Genomic DNA, 23,499 nt, shown 5'->3' on the forward strand with positions numbered 1-23,499 from the left:
GCACTGCGATCTATTCACGACTATGTGCCACTCAGACGTTCAACATTCTCCCTAAAAAGGACCGCTTAGTTTGTTCTACCGATTCGGGACTTGGCGAATCTTCTATTTCTGAAATCTCAGTCACGCCTGACATTATTGTCGGGATAGTCGGCTGCTCGGCAGCCTTTTCCTTGATCTTTGGAGCCTTGGCAACCCAGCGCGACAGATGCTGTCCTACGTCATGATAAAAAGCTGTGATGTTATGCGACGCATCCTCGACGAATGTCTGCGCACCTTTGAAGCGGGACATCAGATCGACTACTCGCGTGATCTCGAAGCTCGAGGGGGTATCACTAGCACCTTCTGGCACTAGCAATTCAGGTTTCTCGAATAGGTCTACCAAGGGCGCTGCTGTATCTGGGCGCCGCCGTGGCCAATTGGCCCGAAGGACAAGATCTTCAATATTCTTCTTACCTTTGAGTTGACGTGTAAACCAGTTCACACTAGCAGTGGCGCGAGTACGATCCTTTGGTGCATCCAGTTTCATACTGAAGTTCAATGTTCTTCGCACGAAGTCCGCATGAATTGTGAGTTTCGCTGCTGCGTTTGGTATATCTAAGGCAGCACTCAAACAGTGTTGCTGCACAAGGCTGTCACAATCTTCCTGAAACTTTAACTCAAGTTCATTAGCTTGAGTACGGGAAAGGTGCAGAGCTACTGGTTGCCCGATCTTCATGCTCAGATCCAAAGCTAGGTACTTGAGCAGCTGCTGCCAACTAACGATTGCAGCGGTGACGTCGCTGGAGGACTTAGATAATGGGGCATTCTGTAGAATAGCTGTGCAGACATTCTTCCAGGCACCGTCCATTCGGGTGAAATGTGTCACGCCAGATGACTCGTGACGGTAGTAACGTACGAGCTCACTCAATATATATGCTTGCTCTGGGTCTTCGACTTTTTTGTTGTCAGTAATCAAAACAGCCTTCGAAATCAGTGACAGCCACGAGTAGTGAAATACATCTACATGTTTGGTCTTCTGCTTCGCCAATACAATTGGGTGGTGACGAGGCGTAATCGCGTACTGGTTGGAGAGCGTAATGACAGCATTGATACCATGGGCACGGGCTAGATCCAGGTAGGTTTCTACCTGCTCTTTCGTATGTATCGCGTTTCCTGTCTTAGCCTCTATCAGGGCAGTCCAGATCTTTGAACCAGATGTAACGATAATCAAGCCGTCTGGACGGCAGTTCTTTGTCTTGTCAGCAGCTTTGAAACAAACTTCTGTATAGCCCTCTACAACAGTGCGCTTTCCCATGGAGGCGCCGAGATCCGATAGAACGTCGCTCGCGAATGCTGGCACGACCATAAAGGAAGCCAATAGCGAAGCCGTCGCTCGTTCTTCTTTCTTAGAATCGGCAACGACTGGAATCAATCGAGCCAGCTTTCCGGAAACTAGGGTTTCTTTTATGCTTTTTGTCATTCTAATAGTCCCCTTATAGTTCGAATTACTTGCCTCTTGACAGATGCAGCGGCCGAAGCCACTTTCAGTTGATCAACTGATAATCTGTATTTCCCCTTGCTAAACCTAAGACCACCCATCACAACACCTTTACTACATCTAATTGCTCATAGCCAAGCAATTATCAGCGTCGCCAAAAACAAAAGTATAGGCAATAGATATTCCGTGGCATATGTAGTCAGCGCGAATCCGCTAAATCTCGCCCATAAGTATATTAGGAGCACTGGCAAACCGCTAATCTCAACAGTATGAGAGCTATGGTTTTTGAGAGCTTCTACATCCCCACTTCTCAAGTGAGTAACATAATATGAATACTCGAATTTCGCCCAAGTCGCTTGTCGATTATATGAATTAATATTAAAAGGCTTAATCAGACGCTGCTTCCCATCGACTGTTCCCAGCTCTTGTAATTTAACTGGATCTGAATTTAGTTTCTTTAAGTGGTATTTAAAAATACAGCGGTCGTAGGTTTTATTAAATTTGTCTCGATAGGATCTGTCATCTAGATCGATAAAATACTGCATATATCTGACAAACCAATAGGAAAGAATTAACCATAACATCATTGGAATATATAGAGGATTTCCAATAACAACTTCGTTACCAAAGATATTTAGCTTGGTAAATTGCAGATCCGCAAGATAGTACATAATCATCAACACACTCATGATCATCAAGTTTCTGCGTTGTCTGGAAAACCCATCATACAGATCTCTCGGCACAAACTTTCCTCGCAAAAAAGAATCGCGTTCGCATAGATCCTCTAATTCAAATTTGATCCGATGCTAGTTCAACGAATTGCTTAGCTGAAGAGGATAGTTATTCGGCTTACTTGTACTTCTTGGGCTTATATTTCTTCCTAACTTCCAATGAAGGATCCACGTTAATTGCAGAAAGGGATACGTTGAAATTCAGAGTCTTCAGCCGTTTGAGGGCATTTTTTAGGGTTACCTTGGAAAAAAATGGCAATTCGTTAGGTATACTTCGATTTGTTGCAATAGCATATACTACTTTGTATTTGCTGGGGTCTGGCCTGCTATTCGCATCTTTCAGTTTGCTGGCAACCGGGAGTTTTTCATTAAGCCTGTGCCGAAAGGCTGCATCACCTATGAACGCCTCTGATGCAACGACCCCCTGTGAGAACAAATGGCTCAAAGTCGACGAATTTCTATAATACTTGACGTGAACAAACTCAATTGAGTCTTTGATTAGGTCACAGAATTCCAGTTTGTCGTAAGGACCACCTATCTTCACAAACTCTTTATCCATAAGTTCGATGTTTCCATTCGAGTCACTGACAGAAATATTGTAGTTTTCTTCGCGTTCATGAGCATACACGGGAAACTCGAAGTCATACGCATCAAGACTCTGTAAATAATCATCAACCGAGTTCGCAAAGTTAGTATTAACCCTGTACCATAATCCATTTCTTAGTATAAATTTCTCCTTGTCAAAATTTACCTCGGCGTATAAGCATCTGTATGCTGACCACTTCTTGATTGAATTGAATTCATTATCATTGATGTTGATAATTTGTGATTTAAGATTCTCTGATGTAAACGTTATACCCTTGTCTTCTAAGTATTTAATCAAGTCCTCTAATCTTAGTACTACATGCCTTGGCGTTTGAGCATATAGATCAAACGAATATCCTATCTGCGATTCCCAATCAACTATTTCGGGTTCTCCTAGCCACATATTACCGAAGTTCTTTTCGGCAAGAATCTCATCAAGCTCTAAGTCTAGTACTTCAGTCAACTCTTTGTCTTTTATTCTCTGTATGTTATCAACCCATTCAAATTCTTTTGGCAGCGAAGCCTCGTATCTAGAAATTGCCTCTAGCAAAACTTCTTTCAATCCATCCATACTTATTTCTAGCGATAAAGATAAAGCGTCTCTACCCGTCACATGAGAGCCAAAAATAGGTACTTTTGATGCTCCAGTTACGGCATACAGCATATCCATCTCGGAATCCACATCCAAATCAAACACGCCTAAATCTATTGAGCTCTGAGTCCGCGAGTTTAACGGGTTGTGATCGTAACTCGCTTTGTCCAAGCTTCGCAGCTTATCGGGATTAACCGAATTCAGCGTTACCCTTAGGCCGAAATCTCTTTCTATTGCCTCATTACGAACCATATGAAAACCTGTGCCGAAGGTTAATACAAAGCACTTCGAACTAAGCTTAATAACGAGTGCTGCACCAACTGACTTCCTGCTGCCAAAAATATCTTCTGGCAATTCTTGGTGTTCAGTAAACAGCTTTGTCCATGTAGGTGGCGACTTTGGAGGTTCTTTCTTGACGTAGAGAGTTGCCTCCACATCTATAAGTTCAATATTAATCGGCGGCTTAGAGATTTCGACATTAATGAACTTTGATATTTCGTCAGCCAAACTAGTTTTGACCAAGTAAATGGATAGCTTTTCTTTCCTTGGCTTAGGCTCTGACATTTAAACTCTTGATCTTCTCGGTAAATGCACAGCTTTTAACGTCATACTAAGGGGAGCGAACGTCGTGTACGTCCCAGCAAGCAATCGCGAACATACTTGCTCATTTGGTTAAGCATCTCAATCCTCTTCATTTCGGATAACATCTAACGAAAGAACACCAGGGATTGGCTCGGGTAAGGGAATGTTAGGAGTTTGCTTAATATTATCTGGCACTTGCTCCATAAAAAGTTGACGGTCTCGTGGGTTATCAAGTAGTTGTACTATCACTAAAAACTCATCTCTCAAATCCTGAATTTTAACTTGACGCTCGTTATGAGTTAGGTCTTGAGAATCAATATTTTCTAGGGATTTAAGAAATCTCTGAATTTTACCAGGTACACCGAGTCTTTTTTCTGCTCGAATGACCGCCTGATCTGGAATGTCTTCATCGTGACTAAAATGCTCAATTACAAATGAAGAAAATGCTTTGGCATCCGATACCATCTGATCGATACCGCTACGAAAAGACCCGTAGTCAGATACAAAATTAATAAGCGATAGGCCGCCGACAAAAACCCAAACTTTAAGTGAACCTTCTTCTACCCGGACTTTGACAATTACGGGATGCTTAAAATTTTTCTTTGCCCATATCCAAGCATGCTGTTTTAGGTATTGTTGGACTTTCTCTTTAGAAAGGTCGCTAGGAACATCTTTAATGTGGATGTAAGTTTCGGCTATCCCCCTGGAGCGTGGCTTACGATTTTTTATTTTTCCCGGCACAAATCTCTCCTAATTGCTCACCATACGTATCGCACACTGACACAATTTCGCTGGTTTACTGCACGCTATATCGATACAGTTTTTGCATTACTTGTCACCAAAGTACACTGACCCAGTAAAGAGATTCGGTAGATGCCCTAATCAACTATAAGATAAACATGCGCCCGCTCTTTCAGGGAGGCGTGCAGGCAAGCAATTCCTTATTAGTCAGGCACGCTACCGCCCTACGGGTGAATCGTATTGATTGGCCACCTGCGTCTTGGGTGCGCTAATTGGCCGAATATGTGCAGAATCAGAGAGTTGTGGCAACTAGCCATTTGGCTAATCGGAGGGATTTGTGCGATAAGTCGCATTTTGGGGTGACTCGAAAGGAACCGGCATGATTGATTCGCGTATTTGCCTTGGGCAAATTCGCTCCCCCCTTCGGGGCGCCCTGGCGGGCGTCCAAAACGCTCTGCGTTTTGTCGAACGGCAGTTCTCACGTAGCCGGGTAAGCCGGATCCATAAAAAAAGCCCGCGCAAGGCGGGCTTCTTTATGGATATGGCGCACCCGGCATGATTCGAACATGCGACCACCTGATTCGTAGTCAGGTACTCTATCCAGCTGAGCTACGGGTGCGTTGAGGGTGCGTATTATATATAACTGGCAGTATTTTCAAAGCCCTTTTTGATATTTTCTGTAGAAATTTCCAGGGTCGGGGTGGTCGTGCTAAGATCGGGAATCTTTTGTTTCGCTCTACTTATTGTCTAAGGGTCGCATTATGCCTATATCAATAAAACAAACGCTGGGCGCCGTTGGTATGGCTGGCCTGTTGATGGTCTCTGGGGCCGTGCTGGCTGATTTTGAGGCTGGGGTTCGGGCTTATGAGTCGGGGAATTACCGGGCTGCGATGATGGAGTTCACGCAGGAGGCCAATCAGGGGCATGTGCAGGCTCAGCGCCGCCTGGGGGAGATGTATCGTACGGGTCAGGGGGCTTCGGCGCCGGATCTGGTGCAGGCGGTTAAGTGGTTGACGCTGGCCTATGTGAATGGGGAGCGGGATCTGGCGCCTACGCTGGAGATGATTCGGGAGAGTCTGAGTGAGTCGGATGTGGTTCGGGGTGAGCAACTGGCGCTGGAGTGGCTGGAGGATGCCAACCGTGTGGTGTTTGCTGACGATGATACGGACAGTCTGTACGAGCAGTTCTGAGCGGTTTCGTTTGAATTCTTTTCGCTGGATGAGTTCTGCCCTGCCGGTGCGTGCCTTTAGGCGCGTGGCCTGCGGGGCAGTTTGCGTTTTGGGGCTTTGCTTATGGGCGACCGGGGCATTCGCACAGTCGTCGGATGAGCTGGCTGCGCTGCAGTCGCGGGCTGAGGCGGGTGAGTCGGCGGCGCAGTTTGCGCTGGGCACTCGGTACCTGAATGGCGAGGGCGTGGCGGCGGATAATTTTGAGGCTTTGCGGTGGTTTACGCTGGCGGCGGATCAGGATAATGCCAATGCGCAGTACAACATTGCGGTGATGTATCTGAATGGCCTGGGTGTGATTCGGGACGAGGCTGAGGCGCTGGAGTGGTTTTTGAAGGCCGCTAACAATGGTGACCGGCAGTCACAGTTCACACTGGGTGTGGTGATGTTTAATGGCCGGATGGGTGCGCCGCAGAATACGGCGGAAGCCTATCGCTGGTTTACGCTGGCCGGTGCCGGTGGGCATCAGAGTGCGGCGGCCAATGCGGTGCTGATCCAGGAATTGCTGCCCCCTGCCGAGGTGGAGCGTGTCCAGCGGGAAGTGCAGCAGTGGATTGAAGAATTCAACAGCCAGCAGGCGGGCTCTCCCTCGCCTTAATAAAGGTCTTGAATACGGTCTTAAGAAAGGTCTTGAGGAAGGTTTTTTGGTGATGTTTTCCAGTCGTATTGTTTCCTGCCTGATGCTGGTTGCTGCCCTGCTCTGTCCGGCTGCTGCGCTGCAGGCGCAGGTTCAGGTGGCGGATGAGGATACCGAGCTGCCGGACTACAGCGTCTATTACGAGGGCGTTGAGGCGCGGGATGCGGGGGATATGGCGACGGCGGTCGCCCTGTTTACCGAGGCGGCGGAGAATGGGCTGGCGATTGCGCAGCACAATCTGGGCGTGCTGTATTTCAGTGGTGAGGGTGTGCCGCAGGACTATGAGCAGGCCTTTTTGTGGACGCAGCGGGCGGCTGAGCAGGGTTATGTGCGGTCGATGGTGAATCTGGGCGTGCTGTATTACAACCAGTTGGGGGTACAGCCGTCGTGGATGAGTGTCTGGCCGCTGTCACTGATCAATCGTGGCGCGCACTATGAACAGGCGGCACGCTGGTACGGTGAGGCAGCGGGCTATGATGATGGTGAGGCTCAGTACTACCTGGCGACCATGTACCATCAGGGACTCGGCGTGGACCGGGATCTGGCGCAGGCCTATATGTGGGCGCGGCTGGCACAGGATAATGAGGTGGCGCTGGCTACCCAGTTTCTGACCACGCTGGAGACTGAGATGAGCGCGGCGCAGCGCTCGCAGGGGCAGCGTGATTATGCCAACTGGGTGCTGGAGAATCGCAGCTGAGGCGCAAGCCTCAGCTTTTACCTACACCTGGTCTTAGGCTCAGGCTGCCTGCGAGGCGATCTGCTGGATGCGGGCGACCATGGCCTGCAGGCCACTGCCTCTTGTGGGGCTGAGGTGGCGCATCAGGTCGATGGATTCGAAGTAGGCCTGGATATCGAAGGCCAGAATCTCGTCGGCGGTTTTGCCGTTGTAGGCGGCCATGACAATGGCCAGCAGGCCCTTCACAATAAACGCGTCGCTGTCGACGTCGAAATACAGTTTGCCGTCCTGGCTGCCCTGCTCCTCGCGCGTGACCAGCCAGACCTGGCTCTGACAGCCGCGGATCAGGTTATCGTCCACCTTGTGTTCGTCGGCCATAGGAGGCAGTTCGCGGCCCAGGTCGATGATGTATTTGTAGCGATCGTCCCAGCTGTCAAAAAACGCCAGGGTGTCGACGATGTCTTCGCTGGTGATGTCGACGCCGAATTGCTTAGCCATCAGAAAAACATCCCCGTTTCCAGTTGGGCTTCCTCGCTCATCATCTCGCGGCTCCAGGGTGGATCAAACACCAGATCGACGTTGACCTTTTTGACGTTGGGCACCTTGCGCACGCGGTATTCGACATCACCCACCAGTACCGGACCCATGCCGCAGCCGGGGGCTGTCAGGGTCATGTCGATGTCGACGGTTTTGGCATCCTGGTCCACGTCCACTTTGTAGATCAGCCCCAGGTTTACCAGATCGACCGGGATCTCCGGATCAAACACGGTACCCAGCGCTTCCCAGACCTGCGACTCCTGAATCTGGTCGTCAGTGGCCGGCGGAAACGTCAGCGTCTCCGGCTTCAGCCCGAGCGCGCCCGCATCCGTGCCATCCACCCGCAGCATCTGCCCCTGGTGCACCACCGTGTAGTTGCCACCCAGCGCCTGCGTAATGCTGACAAAACTGTCCCTGGGGATGGTGACAGGCGTCCCATCCGGCACCCGCCGCGCCGGACAATCCTGCTGCGCCACCACCATCTTGCGTTCCATATCCGATTCCTAAATCAAATAATCCAATCGAGGCTCAGTCAGTCCTTCGCAATCGAAAAGCTTTCGCCGCAGCCGCATTGATCAACGACATTGGGGTTTTGGAAGCGAAGCTGGCGATTAACGCCTTCAGTAACCAGATCAATCTTCGTCCCCTTAACAACCCCCAGACTGCCACTGTCAATCAACAGCTCCAGGCCGTCTTCCAGCTGCTGGTGCAGGTCTTCGGCCTGGCCTTCCTGGACCAGGTCGACCACATACATAAAACCGGTGCAGCCGCTTTCCTTGACGCTCAGGCGCACGGCTCTGGCGTTAGTGTCTTTTTGCAGCTGCCTGCGAAAATGCGCCACCGCCGCCGGAGTGACCGACACCGGGGTGGAGGCAGCTTGCGGATCGAATGTCTCTACCGTCATTTGTGTTACCTCACGTTAATAACTGCCGCGCCTTGTCCAGGGCGGCGAATAATCTGTCTACATCGTCAAATGTATTATAAAAGCTGAAGCTGGCCCGCACCGTACCAGGTATCCCGTACTGCTGCATCAGTGGCTGCGCGCAGTGGTGGCCGGTTCGCACGGCCACACCCTGCTGGTCGAGTAGCATGCCCAGATCCGAGGGATGCACCCCTTCCAGCACAAAACTCAAGACCGCGCATTTGTCGGTGGCAGTGCCAATCAGTTTCAGACCCGGCACCTGCGTCGCTTTCTCCGTCGCGTAGGCCAGCAGCGCATGTTCATGTTCGGCCGCTGCTGCGCGATCCAGACTGTCGACATAATCAATGGCCGCGGCCAGACCAATGGCACCGGCAATGTCTGGCGTGCCGGCTTCAAACTTGTAGGGCAGCTGGTTGTAGGTGGTGCCATCAAAGCTGACCGTTTCAATCATCTCACCACCGCCCTGATACGGCGGCATGGCGTTGAGCAGTTCTTCGCGGCCATACAACACACCAATACCGGTGGGGCCAAACAGTTTGTGGCCGGAGAACACATAAAAATCGCAGTCCATGGCCTGCACATCGACCGGCCAGTGCGCGATGGCCTGGGCGCCGTCGATCAGCACCAACGCACCGTGCTGGTGGGCCAGCCGGATGATGTCGGCAATCGGATTGATGCTGCCCAGGGCATTGGAGACCTGGTTAACGGAGACCATACGTACGCGGTCATCCAGCATGTCCGTAAAGGCCTGCAGATCCAGCGTGCCGGTGTCATCCACCGGAATGGCTTCGACACGGGCACCGGTTTTTTCGGCAACCATCTGCCAGGGCACGATGTTGGAGTGGTGCTCCATGGCCGAGACCAGCACGCGGTCACCCTGTTTCAGATTCGCGCCACCCCAGCTGGAGGCGACCAGGTTGATACCTTCGGTAGTGCCACGGGTCCACAGCACCTGTTTGGCGGCCGGGGCATTGATAAACTGTGCGACGCGCTGCCGTGCCTGTTCAAACTTGGCGGTGGCGCGATCGGCCAGCGTATGGGCACCGCGGTGCACATTGCTGTTGTCGAACTGATAATAGTGGCTGATGGCGTCGATGACGGCCTGTGGCTTCTGGGTGGTCGCGGCATTGTCCAGGTAGACCAGTGGCTGGCCGTTCACCTGCTGATTCAGGATCGGAAAGTCCTGCTTGACGCGCCCGGCATCAAAGCCGTGCGCCTGCACTACTGTCTCCGCTGCCACGTCGGCCACCTTAGATCTCCTCAACAAACCGCTGTCGCAGACGCTTCTGCAGCGCGGTACGGATACCCTCATGAGGCAGGGTTTCCAGCACCTCGTTGATGAAGCCGTAGCTGAGCATCATGCGCGCCTGGGGCAGTTCAATGCCACGGCTTTGCAGATAGTACAGCGCCGTCTCGTCCAGCTGGCTGATGGTTGCACCGTGTGCACAGCGCACATCATCGGCGTAAATTTCCAGTTCCGGCTTGGTGTCCACCTCAGCAGTGTTGGAGGTGAGCAGGTTACGGTTGTTCAGTTCCGCCAGGGTTTTCTGCGCATCCTGATGGATATGGATGCGGCCATTAAACACGGCCTTGGCCTTGTCACCCACAATGCCTCGGAACACTTCCTGGCTGGTGCAGTTGGGCACGCGGTGTTCAATAGTAGTGTGGTAGTCGACGTGTTGCTGATGTCGGCCCAGATACAGGCCATTGAGGTTAAGCTCGGCACCTTCGCCACAGTGGTTAATCTGGTAGTCCAGACGCTTGAGCTCGCCACCTTCAGCCAGTGTGAAACCATTGGCCACCGCGCTGCGCTGCAGGTTGATATGCACCGCGCCGACATGACTGCTGGCTTCGTGTTCCAGGTTAAGACGGGTATGGCTCAGTCTCGCGTTATCGCCGACGTGTATCTCAGTCAGCGTGTTCACAAAGCTGGCACTCGCATCGTCGGCGCTCAGATAGTGTTCGATCATATCGGCACTGGCGCCCTGCTCCAGCATCACCAGCAGTCGCTGATTGGCGACGCGCTCGGCCGCTTGCGCAGTCGACAGGTGCACCACATACAGTGGCTTTTCCAGTGTGGCATTTTTCGGCACATAGACCAGCACGCCGTCGGTCAGCCAGGCATCATTGAGAGCTGCAAACAGATTGCGACGTGACGGATCAATATCCTTGGCGATCTTGCCCAGGTACTGGTCAAGCACCACGCGTGCCGCCTCGTCGGCCTGACTGAACAGGCGCACACCGTCGGGCAGTTCATCCGACGCGGCACCATCAAACAGACCATCGACAAATACCAGACGTGTGGCATCCAGCTCGGGCAGCGATGCCAGCTGCTCGCCGTCGGCGGCGACATCGTCGGCCGGCCATTCGGCATTGGCAAAGGCTTCGACCGGACGCAAAGTGGTGTACTTCCACATTTCGGTCTTGCGACCGGGCCACTGAATCTGGCCGAATTCATCCAGGCCCTGCTGTCGCACCGTCTGCAGGAACGCAGGCGCGCTGCGCTGCTGTGCCAGCGTCAGGGCGCGTTTCTGAAAATCGCTTGGCTGAACGGGCTGAGTCATGTTCAGGCGACCTCACCTTCCAGCCAGCCATAACCTTTGGCTTCCAGTTCTTTGGCGAGTTCTTTGTCACCGGATTTGACGATTTTGCCACCGGCAAGCACGTGCACGTGATCAGGCACGATGTAGTCCAGCAGTCGCTGGTAGTGAGTCACGACGATAAAGCTGCGCTTGCCGTCACGCATGGCGTTGACGCCATTGGCAACCACCTGCAGGGCATCAATGTCCAGACCGGAATCGGTTTCATCCAGAATGCACAGCTGCGGTTCCAGCAGCATCATCTGCAAAATCTCGTTGCGCTTTTTCTCACCACCGGAGAAGCCTTCATTGACGCCGCGCTTCAGGAAAGCGGCATCCAGGCTGACCTTGGCGCTGGTCTCGCGCGCCAGCTTCATGAAGTCGAAGGAGGACAGCTCTTCCAGGCCCTGGTGTTTGCGCCGGGCATCCAGCGAGGCTTTGAGGAATTCCATATTGCTGACGCCGGGGATTTCCACCGGGTACTGGAAAGCCAGGAACATGCCTTCACGGGCACGCTCTTCGATCTCCAGATCAAACAGATTTTTGCCGTTGAACAGTACTTCGCCGGATTTGACCTCGTAGCCATCGCGGCCGGTCAGCACATTGCCCAGCGTACTTTTGCCTGCCCCGTTTGGGCCCATAATGGCGTGGACTTCGCCGTCGCCAATGGTCAGATTCAGGCCATTGAGAATCTGCTTGCCGTCGATTTCAGCAACCAGTTCTTTGATCTGTAACATAATAAAGTTCCGTTTGATAAAAAAAGAATCAGGTTCAGACTGCGGTGGTTTAACCGACCGAGCCTTCCAGGCTGACTTCCAGCAGCTTGCCGGCTTCCACCGCAAACTCCATGGGCAGCTCCTTGAACACCTCACGGCAGAAGCCGTTGACGATCATCGACACCGCTTTCTCCGCATCCAGGCCGCGCTGCTGACACAGGAACATCTGGTCATCACTGACCTTGGAGGTAGTCGCCTCGTGCTCGATGACGGCAGAGGCATTGCGGTTTTCGATATACGGGAAGGTGTGCGCACCGCAGCGATCACCGATCAGCAGTGAATCGCACTGGGTGAAGTTACGTGCGCCCTCGGCAGCCGGATTGATACGCACCAGCCCGCGATAGGAGCTGTTGCTGCGGCCGGCCGAGATACCCTTGGCAATAATTGTCGAACTGGTGTTCTTGCCCAGGTGAATCATCTTGGTGCCGGTATCGGCCTGCTGGAAATTGTTGGTCAGTGCTACTGAGTAGAATTCGCCGACGCTGTTGTCACCCTTGAGTATGCAGCTGGGGTACTTCCAGGTGACGGCCGAACCGGTCTCGACCTGGGTCCAGGAGATACGGGCATTGGTGTGCGCGATACCGCGCTTGGTCACAAAGTTGTAGATACCGCCCTTGCCTTCTTTATCGCCGGGATACCAGTTCTGCACGGTCGAGTATTTGATCTGGGCATTGTCCAGCGCCACCAGCTCAACCACAGCCGCGTGCAACTGGTTCTCGTCGCGCATTGGCGCGGTGCAGCCTTCCAGGTAGCTGACGTGGGAGCCTTCATCGGCCACGATCAGGGTCCGTTCGAACTGTCCGGTGTTGAGCTCATTGATACGGAAATAGGTGGACAGCTCCATCGGGCAGCGCACGCCCTTGGGGATGTACACAAAGGAGCCATCGGAGAACACCGCGGAATTGAGCGCGGCATAGTAGTTATCTTTTTGCGGGACCACAGAACCCAGGTACTTTTGAACCAGTTCTGGATACTCGCGAATTGCCTCGCTGATCGGGCAGAAAATCACGCCAGCTTCTGAGAGCTTTTTGCGGAAGGTAGTGACCACCGATACCGAGTCGAATACCGCATCCACCGCCACACCTGCCAGCGCTTCCTGCTCGTGCAGCGGGATACCCAGCTTTTTGTAGGTCTCCAGCAGCTCCGGATCCACCTCATCGAGGCTTTTCGGGCGGTTTTTCATGCTCTTGGGCGAGCTGTAGTAGGAGATCGACTGAAAATCGATCTGCGGGTAGTGCACGTGCGCCCAGGTCGGTTCGGTCATCTGCTTCCAGGCCTCGAAGGCCTTCAGGCGCCAGTCCAGCATCCACTGCGGCTCTTCTTTCTGGGCCGAAATGTGGCGGATGACGTCTTCATTCAGGCCCGGTGGCAGCGTGTCGGACTCGATTGCTGAATGAAATCCGGCAGCATAGTCCTTACGGATCAGGCTTTCGACTTGTTCACTCATGGGCAACCTCGGCTCTAACGACGATTAAAAAAGCTTTCAGGAGCCGCAAATTATCGAGTATCCGACTATTTTAGTCAACTATTAGACCGGTTCTGACTGGGCTGGCTCGGGCTCGATAGTATAACAGGGGTTGTAGCGTTCCCTGGCCAGTTTCATTCGTCCATGTGCCACAAAATCACGCAATAAACCGTCCATCGCCGCCATTATGCTGACATCGCCGCGCAGCACAAAGGGCCCTTTCTCACGCACCAGCCTTACCCCATGGTCCTTCACATTGCCGGCTACAATGCCGGAAAACGCCCGGCGCAGGTTGATGGCCAGCTCCTGCGGAGGCAGTGAACGGGTCAGGCGCAGGCTGGCCATGCTGTCATGATTGACCTCAAAGGGGTGCTTCATCTCTTCCGGGATGTGCAGCAGCCAGTTGTAGTAATAGGCGTCACGCGAGACACGGCGGCCCTTGCCCACCTGCTGCATGCCTTCGCGCATCACATGCGCCACCTCCACCGGGTCGTCTTCAATAATGCGATAGTGGCGGCGCACTTCTTCTCCCAGCGTGGCCACCAGGAACTCGTCAATGCGCTTGAAATAGCCGTTGCTGCAGGCCGCTTCGGTGAAAATCAGTGGCAGTTGCTGGTCCTTGTTGGCCGGATCCATCAGTGTGCCGATCAGAAACAGAATCTCCTCCAGCGTCCCCACTCCGCCCGGGAACACGATGATGCCATGGGCCACGCGCACAAAGGCCTCAAGGCGTTTTTCAATGTCCGGCAGCACCACCAGATGATTCACAATCGGGTTAGGGGACTCAGCGGCGATGATACCGGGTTCGCTGATCCCGATATAACGCCCGCCCTGGATGCGCTGCTTGGCATGCCCGATCGCGGCGCCTTTCATGGGGCCCTTCATGGCGCCTGGTCCACAGCCGGTGCAGATGTCCAGATGGCGCAGGCCCAGTTCGTAACCAACCGATTTTGTGTAATCGTACTCGTCGCGGCTGATCGAATGACCGCCCCAGCACACCACCAGATTGGGCAGCATGCGTGGTTTCAGCAGACCGGCATTGCGCAGCAGCAGAAATACCAGATTATTGATGGCGGCGGGGCTGAGCGGGCCACGATGCACCAGACGAATGGCCTCGAAGCCCTCCTCGACACTGGTTTCATCCTGACGATACAGCTCACTGGCCACAAACACGATATCGCGCAGCACGGCAAACAGATGCTCACGCACGCCGCTCATGATCTTGCCATCCACAAAGGCACAGGCCGGCGCATTTTTTAACTTCAGCTTGACGCCGCGGGTACGCTGCACAATCTCGACATCAAAGTCCGGGTAGCGCGCAAACACCTCTTCGGCACTGTCGGAGCTATCGTCGCAGTTAAGCACCGCCAGTGCGCAACGGCGGAACAGCTCGTGAATTTCCCCATGCCCTACCCGGCTAAGGCGTTCCACCTCCTGCTGGGAGAGCAGCTCGAGGCTGCCCGTAGGACTGATGGCGGCATTTACGGTCTGGTAACGGCAGTTTTCCTGAGTCATGCAAGGTCATCCTTTTTGCTGCAATAATATCGGTGGATACGATATCCTGACGTGGATAGAATACGCGACTTTCTTTGACCGGTCAGCCAGCCTGCGGAGCCTCGACGCCTATGAACACCCACACCGATGATGACAGCAACATTGAGACATTCGTAGAACAGGCGCTGCAGCAGGGCCAGGTCTGGGGCCTGTATGGCGAGGATGGCTGGGCGCTGTGCGACTCCATCGAGTATGAAGATACCGATGTATTTCCGTTCTGGTCCAGCGAACAGGCCGCAGCGGCCATGTGTACGGATGAGTGGTCAGTGTATAAGCCGCGCGCCATCAGCCTGGATGATTTCCTGACCGAGTGGCTGCCGGGCATGCATGAAGACAATGCCATGGTGGGGACTGACTGGGATGCCGAGCTGACCGGTGGCGAAGTGGAACCGGCGGAACTGGCCAAAGCACTGGCGCCGTCAGACTTCGAAGCCTGACGGCGACCGCCGCACTTACTTCTTGCCGGAGTAGTCGTACCAGCCCTTGCCGGTTTTTTCGCCGTATTCGCCTTTCATGTAGTGTTCTACCAGGCGAGGGTTGGGCAAATCGGCAGGGTTGCCGGTCTCACGGAATTTTTCCATACGCATGATGTAGCTCAGATCCAGTCCGGTCAGGTCGTTCAGGCGGAACGGCCCCATCGGGTGACCAGCGCCGTAGACGCAGGCGTTATCAATATCTTCCACTTCGGCCACACCCATCTCCAGCAGCCAGCTGGCTTCGCGTGAAATCGCTGCAAAGATACGGTTGAGCAAAAAGCCATCCACTTCTTTTTTCAGCAGTACCGGCACTTTCTGGAAGACGCGGCACAGCTCCATGGTCAGATCAGCGCTTTCATCCGAGACATGTGGCCCCTTAACAACTTCCACCAGCTTCATCACCAGTGCCGGATTGAAGAAGTGCATGTTCAACACTTTATCCTGACGCTGGGTGGCATCAGCAATTTTGGAGCTGACGATGGCAGACGAGTTGGTGGCCAGAATCGCGTGCTTGGGTGCGATGCGATCCAGGTCGGCAAAAATCTTGCGCTTCAGTGAAAGCACTTCGGTGGCTGCCTCAATGACAAAGTCGGCATCACCCGCCGCAGATTCCAGTGAGTCGACAAACTGAATATTGCCGCGCGCAGCCTGCGCCTGCTCGGTGGTCAGGCGGCCTTTTTCAACGCGACCCGGCAGATAGGAATCAACGAAGGCATCGGCCTTTTTCAGCGTTTCCTGATTGACGTCAAAACATTTGACCTTGTATCCGCAAATGGCAGCCTGCAGGGCAATCTGATGACCCATGTTGCCGGCGCCCACTACACATATATTCTTGATGTCTTCAAAGTTCATTGTTGCGTCCTGTGTTGTGTTTTCCTGTTTTGAGAATTTACTACTGCTCTACATCAAATCGTTTGTCGACGGGTTGATACGGTGCCCGATTGTAACCGTATCACCCGCATGCCGACAAAGTGTTCCATAAACCCTGCCTTATTGTGGACGTGCACTGTCAGGCTCACTGTAATCACACACGCCCTGCGGGAATATGTTGCGCAGGCGTTGCTGTTGCGTCTGGTCCGGCTGCCAGCTGCCGTAGGTGCCATCGGCCAGCGCCTGATCAAGCGACTTCAGCTCGCATTTGAAGATACTGCCTTCAATTGGGCCACCTGCCACCATCCGTGAGGTCGAGTAAACCGGAAACTGCTGCGTACAGGCACCCTCTGGCTGCTCGTTGAGAATGCCGTTCCAGACATCGTCTCCCTGCGCGATCAGTTCGCCCTGGGTATTGAAGCAGGCATCCTGGGCGCTGTCCGGACGCGCCGCGGCGACACTGGCATCCGGATTGGCTTTGATATTGCTCACCCACTCGTGCAGCACTTCCAGCGCCTGCAGGGTCTGGTCGAAGGCAGGCTCGGGCCGTGCATCGGTGAACCAGATCAGCTGGTTGTTACTGTGGCCCATCTGGTTCTCGATGCGCTGGCGCGCAGAGAAGGACTGATGCGAGTTGTGCATATCCAGCACGTGCTCCAGATAATGCCGCCAGTCGATGATGGGAATGTTCAGCTGGCCATCAAACACCATGCCGGACTCATACAGTGCGCTGATGGCCTGCAGATCGCCACTGGTGCGCGGCGCTGGCTCACCATTGGTGGACAGGTTCATATTGCGACTGCTCCAGGGATCAAAGTTCTCCGGGGTCATTTCACCCAGAAACGGGGCGCCTTCCTGCACCATGTCAGACGGATGTTTCCAGCCGCCGACTTTTTCGTTCAGGTCGAGGAATTCCTCAGGTGTGATGGCACCTTCTGTCAGTGCCTGCAGACCGTACTGCACACCAACATTGTCCCAGGGCGTGCGCGCCCAGCCATTTTCGTCGACGCCGTAGATGTTCTTCAGATCGTCGTAGTGGGTCCACACCACGTCATCCATGATACCGGGCGGGTGCATCTTGTCCTGCTCCCGTACCTGCCCATAGTGCGGATTCATGCTCAGCGGGGTCAGGCCGCGCCAGGCAGGGATGCATTCGTTGGCACCCGGGGCGGAGGCATAACCCAGCTGACGTTTGATGTCGGCCAGCGGATCCGGCACGGCATCGGTGGAGTTGAAACCCATAATCAGGCTGCGGTTCCCGGTGACCTGCCAGCGCGGGTTATTGCGATCAGTGACATCCATATAGTGTTCCAGCAGCTCACAGTCACCCACGTGGATGGTCTGTGTGACCATGTCGGGATAGGAGTACTGGGCTACACCGGCGTCAATCAGACCAGGATGATTCTGTTGATACACATACTGCTGGATGGCACCACCTGATCCACCCACCGCGACGGTGTAATCGGGCACTCCAAAACGCTTGATAAAGTGCTCTTTGACCATCAGCGCGGTTTCGCCACCGACCTGCAGGTTGTAATGCTCACCGGTGCGATTGCCGGACGAGTAGATGACGGCGTAGCCCTGCCCCAGCGCCTCTGGCAAACGTGCACGGCTGGCACTGACGCGCCCCTGACTGTGACCGACACCCACACCACCTTCAAAGTGGTATAACAGGCGACCATTCCAGTTGGCGGGCCCAGGATCGATGACACTGCCGGTCATTGCATCTGGCTGTACCAGAGTAGCAAAGCTGTAAAGGAAGCGGTTGAGGGTGCCGCGTTCCCAGCGCACCACAAAGTCCACCTCAGTGCCGTCTGTCAGCGTGGTTGTTGCCAGGTCAGCCGGGCGCATGCCATCGGCTGGCCAGGGTTTGTAGCCGCCCTCTGTACTCATATAGTGGTATTCAACAAAGGGTTCGATCATGCAGTCCTTGCTGTATCCGATGGGCTCTGCATTCTCGGCAGTTGCGCCGGGGGCGTATACAGGGAACCCCCACTCCTCATTGTGATCAACCAGTGGCTGCACACCCCACTCAAGCACACTGGTACAGACAAAGGGATATTGCTGCGGGCCGGAGAAGATGGGACCACTGAGAGGATGGCTGGTCACCGGAATCGAGGCCAGCACCTGACCCTGGCTGTTCTGCACCGACAGTGCCTGACTCCCCTGCTCCAGCCCTGCCAGCAGCACATTAAATGAATTCCCGGCAGACATTGCGGTCTCTCTGACGGTTGCCAATGGCCGGTCATCAGCGAGGAAGGTCAGCCCCTGCAGCGAGTCAATCCCATTAATGGTCACCAGCACCGAGCTACCACTGATCTGGTCAGGTGCGCTGGAAGCAACAGCCAGGTCTACGGCTGCGCGAGCCGCGGCCAGGTCAGCCGCCGGATTGGCGGAGTTGGTGTCGGTATCTGGTTCACTGCAGGCCGCCAGCGCGGCGAGCAGGCTAACGGTCAGGGCTAGCTGGGGTACCTTGCGAATCATGATCTGCCTCTTCTCTTATTGTTTTGCTGCTGTTCTGCTTTTAATGGACATCGATCGGTGTTCCGGCACTCATTGGCTGATGCGCCAATGACCTACCGCCGGACATTATCATGAATGCGTTCAGAAATGGAGTGTCACGAAAGATTCAGAAATATGACACAACATTGTCAATGTCTAATGGCAACATGCTGTCATTCGTGAAGCAAGTTGGTGCAGCCTGCATTAAAACAGCGCACCAGAAAATTGCTCGCGAATCGGCCTGTTTTGCTATGTTATTGTTTTTATTAAATATAAAAAACTGGCACAGGCTTTGCTTTATTCCAAGTGCAAGTTAATCCAACCCCAAAATTCGAGGTGAAATAAATGAGTAAGTCAGCAGTAGTAAAAATCGCAGTTCTGGCCGGTGTTATTGGCAGCGCAGTTTCTGTAAGCGCCAACGCACAGACTCCTGAAGCAATGGGCATGTACAGCAGCAAGGATCTGCGCGTTGTTGAGTCTTCACTGCCAGAGTACCCACGTCGTGCCGAACTGTCTGGCATCGAAGGCTACACCGTTGTTGAGTTCACTGTAATGCCCGACGGCAGCGTTTCTTCTCCTGCAGTGGCTGAGTCAAACTCTCGCCTGTTCACTCGCGCCGCTCTGAGCGCTATTGAATCCTGGAAGTTTGAGCCGGTAGTTGCTGACGCTGGTGAAGCAGTTCCTGTTCGTACGCTGATGAAGTTCAGCTTCGTTGGTAAGCAGTAAGTTACGGTCGTTACACGTACCTTGATTCATAGTTGAATAGTTAGACAGTACGCTTGTTGTTTCAAACCCGTAAGCAACAAGGCGTTTCACGGCCACAAGCCAGTGAAGAACAGACATAATCACAAAAAACGATATACGGGATAAAACATGAAAACAATCAAAGCAACAGGTTTGAGATGAGTCGGTCGTTTGTGAATGCAGGCGCCGACTCGCTTTCCTTTAACGCTGAATAATGAACTGAATCTCTACGACGAGAAGCCCTCCCCCTTTGCCGGCCCCCTGACTAACGCATTCCCCTGATCGACTGTCCTAGGGTAGAACCTCATTACCATCCCACGCAAACACCTTGCCGCTGTCTTCATTTTTCAGTGAACCAATGACCTGCAACAACTGACACGCTGAATATTCGGCGGTAAACAGCTTGCCCTCTGGTACGTTTTTCTGGAAAGGTTCTGACAACGGGCTATCAACAGTCCCCGGGTGCAGGGCGCAGATGATCGCTTGTTTATTGGTGCGACGCGCCTCGATGGCGACGTTTCGGATGATCATGTTCAGCGCGGCCTTTGAGGCGCGGTATGAGTACCAGCCACCTAGATGGTTGTCGGAAATACTGCCGACACGTGCTGATAGAGCCGCGAAAACCGAAAGCTGCTTTTTGTTTAAAACGGGCACAAAATATTTGGCAATCAGCGCAGGCACGATGGTATTGGCCTGATAGATCTGCATGAATTTGTCTGCAGATAAATCACGCAGGGATTTCTCCGGCATGATGTCGTCAGTGTGCAGAATGCCTGTCGCTACGATGACGAGGTCGACGGGGGCGTTTGCAGATACCTCTGTAGCGGCATATTTCAGGGCGGCTTCGTCGAGGTAGTCGAGCTGGTGAGTGGTGACGTTTTGGGCGGCACTGTCTTGAGGCCTGCGAGAGAAGGCGTGGATGGTTGCTTCGGGATAGTGTGAGGACAGCGCTCTTGTGAATTCGCTGCCGAGGGTGCCATTGGCGCCGAAGATGGTGATGTTGTTGGGCATGGGGGCCTCCGGGTATTCGTCTTTACCTTGAATACGCCGGAAGGCCCGAATCGGAGCTGTCTTGCCGTCGCTTAAAAGTTCCGAATCAAAGACACACGAGCATTCAACGGGCTGCCTACGGTAGCCTGATGAGTGCTGTGTGCATTGGGGTAGTACAGCTCATCTGTCAGGTTTTCAATATTCACCTGAATACGGAAATCCGCGGAAACATCGTAGTATGCCGCAGCGTCCACTCGTGTATAGCCTGGCAGTACTGCAAAGTTACCATTGTCGATGTAACTGTCACTCTGATGTGTCACACCCAGACCCATGCCAAACTGTTCGGTCAACTGATAAGTATTCCAGAGTGAGAACATATGTTCCGGCAGCTCCCGCGGACGCAAGCCGGTCGGGCCTGAGCGGTCCACCTGCTCCCCATCCAGATTGCTGTACCCGGCAGACAGATACCAGCGGTCATTTACCTGGCCAAGCAGTTGCAGTTCGAAGCCACTGATCTCAGAGTCGATAACATCGAGTGTTTCCGGATTATTATCGGCCACCTGAGGCGAGCTCTGTTCGATTTCGAAGACCGCTGCGGTCAGGCTGAGACCTCTGCCGAAGTCCCATTTCAGACCCGCTTCCTGATTACTGAATGTATCCGGATCCAGCTGACCGCTGCTGCCGCTGATATTCGCGAATTGCTCGCCGCTGCGTGGCAGAAACGATTCGCTATAGCTGGCATACAGGGAAATATTCTCCAGCGGTTTGAACACCAGGCCGGCCCGCGGTGAAACTTCCTCATCCTGGCGGGTACGCACCTGGTTGGCCGGGACATCAAAAACCTCGATGTCGAAGCTGTCAAAACGCGCACCAATTACCACATCCAACATCTCTGACAGCTCAATCTCGTCCTGAATGTAGATTGAACGAACATCAATGCCTACCCGTGTATCGTCATTCAGATCCGATGCGAAAGAATTGACGGTCCTGGCACCCGCAGCATTGACGCCGACACCGTTGTTCAGACTAAGGGGTCGGGTCACCGCAAACACTTCGTTATCATCGTTGGTGGTGCTCCAAAGCGCATTGAAGCGGTACTGATCCGAAGAAGTATCGATGTATTCACCGCCTGCGATAATGGTATGACCAATGCCACCGATACTGGATTCCCAGATAAAGTTACCGGAAAGGATCATATTTTCGCGCAGGGTTTCATCTGCGTAGCCATCAAGCGTCACTTCCAGGGGCGCTACGGCCTGGTTGTATCCTGAGACATAAAAGTTCTGGTAGAACTTGTCGTAGTCACCATAAAAAGCACTGAAATTAGCCTTCAGGTTTTCAGAGAACCGATGTTGCAGAGCGCCTCGGAACAGATGTGCCTGAAGATCAGAAGTATTCAATTCCGGATCCGCGAACACAATGTCCTCAAACGCATCCATCGGACGACCGTCACTGCCAGTGGGGACACCGCGATCAATAAACCGCTGGTGATCGACGTACTCATAGGACAGATCCAGGGTAGTGTCCGGACTCAGAGCAATCCTGGCGGTCGGGTTGAGGCCAATGCGCTCGCCGTCAAAAAAGTCGCGATGGCTGTCCAGGCTTTCATAGAAGGCATTAACGCGAACAGCGGAGTTGTCGCCAGTCGCAAAATTGCTGTCGAGCTGAAGATCAAAGCCGCCAAAGGAATTCATGCCGGCCTGAGCGCTGGTGAATGCCTCACCGATAACACCCTTCTTGGTGACCCGGTTGAGAATACCACCGGTACCCCCGCGACCGAAAAGCAGCGCGTTGGGACCGCGCAGGATTTCGACCTGCTGCAGATTGTAGAGAGGCCGGTAATACTGCACATCATCCCGGGCGCCGTCGATGAAGAAGTCCGCAGTAGACCGCACACCACGGAACACCACCGAGTCCCGATGGCCTTCACCCTGGGAGGTGTTTACTCCTGGCGTGTAATCGACAATGCCACCGATGCTGGTAATACCCTGCTGGGTAATCTGTTCGGCCGTGACAATTGACAGACTTTGCGGCACATCAATGATTGGGGTTGGTGTGCGCAGCGCATTGACCTGGTCCTGGCTCAGATAGCGGCCTGTTATCACCAGTTCTTCAACCACGCCTCCCTCGGCACCCTGCGCAAGCGCTGGCGCTGATAGTATGGACAGGGTAAGCGGCGTAGCGCCGAACAAAATGCCAAGAGCACGAGAGGTATGTCGATCGATCACGTAAAAATCTCCAGAAATGGGTGGTACTCAAATTTGGGAACGGTGATGATACTAAGAATAGTAATGATTATCAATTGTGATATCGAAAATTGTAGAACAGTGATTACAGATAAGTGTGAGACCGGGAACGGTATATTAGAAAACAGCCAGAGGTATGGTTTGGGGGTATCGCTGGAGTGACGAGAGAGGGATTGATTGGCATTAGTGCAGGATTGACGAGAGAGGGATTGATTGGATCTAGCGCAGGGTTGACGAGAGAGGGATGCATTCGTCGCTGCGCGACTCACCCCGTCGGGGCGTCACCTGGCGGTGACGTGCTGCGCATCGCGAAGCGATGCTTGTCGAACCCTCTTTCGGGTTCGCATCCCTCTATCCACTGCAGCTCATTTTTCTACTGCAGTTAGAGGCCCGTACAGAGGTGGATAAGGCGTATGGCGGAGAGAGAGGGATTGATTGAACAGCCTTGGGGGCTGTCCAACCCTTCGGGCTTCGCGCTGTCGCGCTCGTCTTGGATTGCTTTGCAATCCGTCGGAACCCTCTTTCGGGTTCGCATCCCTCTATCCACTGCAGCTCATTTTTCTACTGCAGTTAGAGGCCCGTACAGAGGTG

At 53.6% G+C, this 23,499-nt stretch carries 22 protein-coding genes and 1 tRNA gene; 6 read left to right on the top strand and 17 right to left on the bottom strand.

Annotated elements, in window-relative coordinates; genetic code table 11:
* Positions 1 to 31: 31 nt before the first annotated feature.
* The 4 genes from QGM61_RS06505 to QGM61_RS06520 all read right to left on the bottom strand — a co-directional run bounded on the left by QGM61_RS06505 (position 32) and on the right by QGM61_RS06520 (position 4,708).
* Entirely contained in the window at positions 32 to 1,459 is a 1,428-nt protein-coding gene (locus QGM61_RS06505) for a hypothetical protein (RefSeq protein WP_281132391.1), read from the bottom strand.
* Positions 1,460 to 1,605: 146 nt separating this feature from the next.
* A complete protein-coding gene (locus QGM61_RS06510; protein WP_281132392.1) occupies positions 1,606 to 2,166 on the bottom strand; it encodes a hypothetical protein in 561 nt (186 codons plus the stop codon).
* Between the two features lie 160 nt (positions 2,167 to 2,326).
* Complete coding sequence (locus QGM61_RS06515; protein WP_281132393.1) at positions 2,327 to 3,949, bottom strand: TIGR04141 family sporadically distributed protein; 1,623 nt, start codon at positions 3,947 to 3,949, stop codon at positions 2,327 to 2,329.
* Between the two features lie 117 nt (positions 3,950 to 4,066).
* Complete coding sequence (locus QGM61_RS06520) at positions 4,067 to 4,708, bottom strand: hypothetical protein (protein ID WP_281132394.1); 642 nt, start codon at positions 4,706 to 4,708, stop codon at positions 4,067 to 4,069.
* Between the two features lie 379 nt (positions 4,709 to 5,087).
* On the opposite strand from QGM61_RS06520, the gene QGM61_RS06525 reads away from it, so the two are divergent.
* Positions 5,088 to 5,267, top strand: a complete 180-nt coding sequence (locus QGM61_RS06525; RefSeq protein WP_281132395.1) for a hypothetical protein — start codon at positions 5,088 to 5,090, stop codon at positions 5,265 to 5,267.
* Here the strand turns inward: QGM61_RS06525 and QGM61_RS06530 are convergent.
* Positions 5,251 to 5,327 (bottom strand) — tRNA-Arg (locus QGM61_RS06530). The genes QGM61_RS06525 and QGM61_RS06530 overlap by 17 nt on opposite strands.
* Positions 5,328 to 5,469: 142 nt before the next feature.
* Between QGM61_RS06530 and QGM61_RS06535 the strand changes: the two genes are divergently transcribed.
* From QGM61_RS06535 to QGM61_RS06545, 3 genes are read left to right on the top strand one after another with little or no spacing between them, the layout of a single operon-like run.
* Positions 5,470 to 5,898, top strand: coding sequence for a hypothetical protein (locus QGM61_RS06535; RefSeq protein ID WP_237133755.1), 429 nt, complete (start codon positions 5,470 to 5,472; stop codon positions 5,896 to 5,898).
* Between the two features lie 28 nt (positions 5,899 to 5,926).
* On the top strand, positions 5,927 to 6,532 hold the full coding sequence (locus QGM61_RS06540; protein WP_281132396.1) for a tetratricopeptide repeat protein: 606 nt from the start codon (positions 5,927 to 5,929) through the stop codon (positions 6,530 to 6,532).
* A gap of 52 nt (positions 6,533 to 6,584) precedes the next feature.
* Positions 6,585 to 7,268 (top strand): tetratricopeptide repeat protein, encoded by a 684-nt coding sequence (locus QGM61_RS06545; RefSeq protein ID WP_281132553.1) that lies wholly within the window; start codon positions 6,585 to 6,587, stop codon positions 7,266 to 7,268.
* A gap of 39 nt (positions 7,269 to 7,307) precedes the next feature.
* On the opposite strand, the gene QGM61_RS06550 is transcribed toward QGM61_RS06545, so the two are convergent.
* The 8 genes from QGM61_RS06550 to ppnN form a co-directional block, all read right to left on the bottom strand.
* Positions 7,308 to 7,745, bottom strand: coding sequence for a SufE family protein (locus tag QGM61_RS06550; protein ID WP_281132397.1), 438 nt, complete (start codon positions 7,743 to 7,745; stop codon positions 7,308 to 7,310).
* Positions 7,745 to 8,278, bottom strand: coding sequence for a putative Fe-S cluster assembly protein SufT (sufT, locus tag QGM61_RS06555; RefSeq protein WP_237133751.1), 534 nt, complete (start codon positions 8,276 to 8,278; stop codon positions 7,745 to 7,747). The genes QGM61_RS06550 and sufT overlap by 1 nt, the downstream gene beginning before the upstream one ends.
* 38 nt (positions 8,279 to 8,316) lie before the next feature.
* The gene (locus QGM61_RS06560) at positions 8,317 to 8,688 is read right to left on the bottom strand and encodes a HesB/IscA family protein (RefSeq protein ID WP_237133750.1); all 372 of its coding nucleotides are present in this window, start codon (positions 8,686 to 8,688) and stop codon (positions 8,317 to 8,319) included.
* Positions 8,689 to 8,698: 10 nt separating this feature from the next.
* Positions 8,699 to 9,955: a cysteine desulfurase gene (locus tag QGM61_RS06565; protein ID WP_317622145.1), complete on the bottom strand. Its 1,257-nt coding sequence runs from the start codon at positions 9,953 to 9,955 to the stop codon at positions 8,699 to 8,701.
* Between the two features lies 1 nt (position 9,956).
* The gene (sufD, locus tag QGM61_RS06570; RefSeq protein WP_281132398.1) at positions 9,957 to 11,270 is read right to left on the bottom strand and encodes a Fe-S cluster assembly protein SufD; all 1,314 of its coding nucleotides are present in this window, start codon (positions 11,268 to 11,270) and stop codon (positions 9,957 to 9,959) included.
* 2 nt (positions 11,271 to 11,272) lie between these two features.
* Positions 11,273 to 12,022 carry a Fe-S cluster assembly ATPase SufC gene (gene sufC / locus QGM61_RS06575; RefSeq protein ID WP_237133748.1) on the bottom strand — a complete coding sequence of 250 codons (750 nt, stop codon included), beginning with the start codon at positions 12,020 to 12,022 and terminating at the stop codon, positions 11,273 to 11,275.
* Positions 12,023 to 12,071: 49 nt separating this feature from the next.
* Positions 12,072 to 13,508, bottom strand: coding sequence for a Fe-S cluster assembly protein SufB (gene sufB / locus QGM61_RS06580; protein WP_281132399.1), 1,437 nt, complete (start codon positions 13,506 to 13,508; stop codon positions 12,072 to 12,074).
* A gap of 81 nt (positions 13,509 to 13,589) precedes the next feature.
* Positions 13,590 to 15,041: a nucleotide 5'-monophosphate nucleosidase PpnN gene (gene ppnN / locus QGM61_RS06585; RefSeq protein WP_281132400.1), complete on the bottom strand. Its 1,452-nt coding sequence runs from the start codon at positions 15,039 to 15,041 to the stop codon at positions 13,590 to 13,592.
* A 110-nt stretch (positions 15,042 to 15,151) separates the two neighbouring features.
* Here ppnN and QGM61_RS06590 point away from each other — a divergent pair, with 110 nt between their 5' ends.
* The gene (locus QGM61_RS06590; protein ID WP_237133745.1) at positions 15,152 to 15,517 is read left to right on the top strand and encodes a DUF2750 domain-containing protein; all 366 of its coding nucleotides are present in this window, start codon (positions 15,152 to 15,154) and stop codon (positions 15,515 to 15,517) included.
* A gap of 15 nt (positions 15,518 to 15,532) precedes the next feature.
* Here the strand turns inward: QGM61_RS06590 and QGM61_RS06595 are convergent, their stop codons facing one another.
* Entirely contained in the window at positions 15,533 to 16,408 is an 876-nt protein-coding gene (locus QGM61_RS06595) for a 3-hydroxyacyl-CoA dehydrogenase family protein (RefSeq protein WP_237133744.1), read from the bottom strand.
* A 138-nt stretch (positions 16,409 to 16,546) separates the two neighbouring features.
* Positions 16,547 to 18,910 (bottom strand): DUF6351 family protein, encoded by a 2,364-nt coding sequence (locus QGM61_RS06600; RefSeq protein WP_281132401.1) that lies wholly within the window; start codon positions 18,908 to 18,910, stop codon positions 16,547 to 16,549.
* A gap of 363 nt (positions 18,911 to 19,273) precedes the next feature.
* Between QGM61_RS06600 and QGM61_RS06605 the strand changes: the two genes are divergently transcribed.
* Positions 19,274 to 19,654: an energy transducer TonB gene (locus QGM61_RS06605; protein WP_237133742.1), complete on the top strand. Its 381-nt coding sequence runs from the start codon at positions 19,274 to 19,276 to the stop codon at positions 19,652 to 19,654.
* 309 nt (positions 19,655 to 19,963) lie between these two features.
* Here QGM61_RS06605 and QGM61_RS06610 read toward each other — a convergent pair whose 3' ends face one another.
* Both QGM61_RS06610 and QGM61_RS06615 read right to left on the bottom strand, forming a co-directional pair.
* Positions 19,964 to 20,683, bottom strand: coding sequence for an SDR family NAD(P)-dependent oxidoreductase (locus QGM61_RS06610; protein WP_281132402.1), 720 nt, complete (start codon positions 20,681 to 20,683; stop codon positions 19,964 to 19,966).
* 71 nt (positions 20,684 to 20,754) lie between these two features.
* On the bottom strand, positions 20,755 to 22,890 hold the full coding sequence (locus QGM61_RS06615) for a TonB-dependent siderophore receptor (RefSeq protein WP_317622146.1): 2,136 nt from the start codon (positions 22,888 to 22,890) through the stop codon (positions 20,755 to 20,757).
* Between the last annotated feature and the right edge of the window lie 609 nt (positions 22,891 to 23,499).

This window comes from Pseudohongiella sp. SYSU M77423 (assembly GCF_029911965.1).
GTDB lineage: Bacteria > Pseudomonadota > Gammaproteobacteria > Pseudomonadales > Pseudohongiellaceae > Pseudohongiella.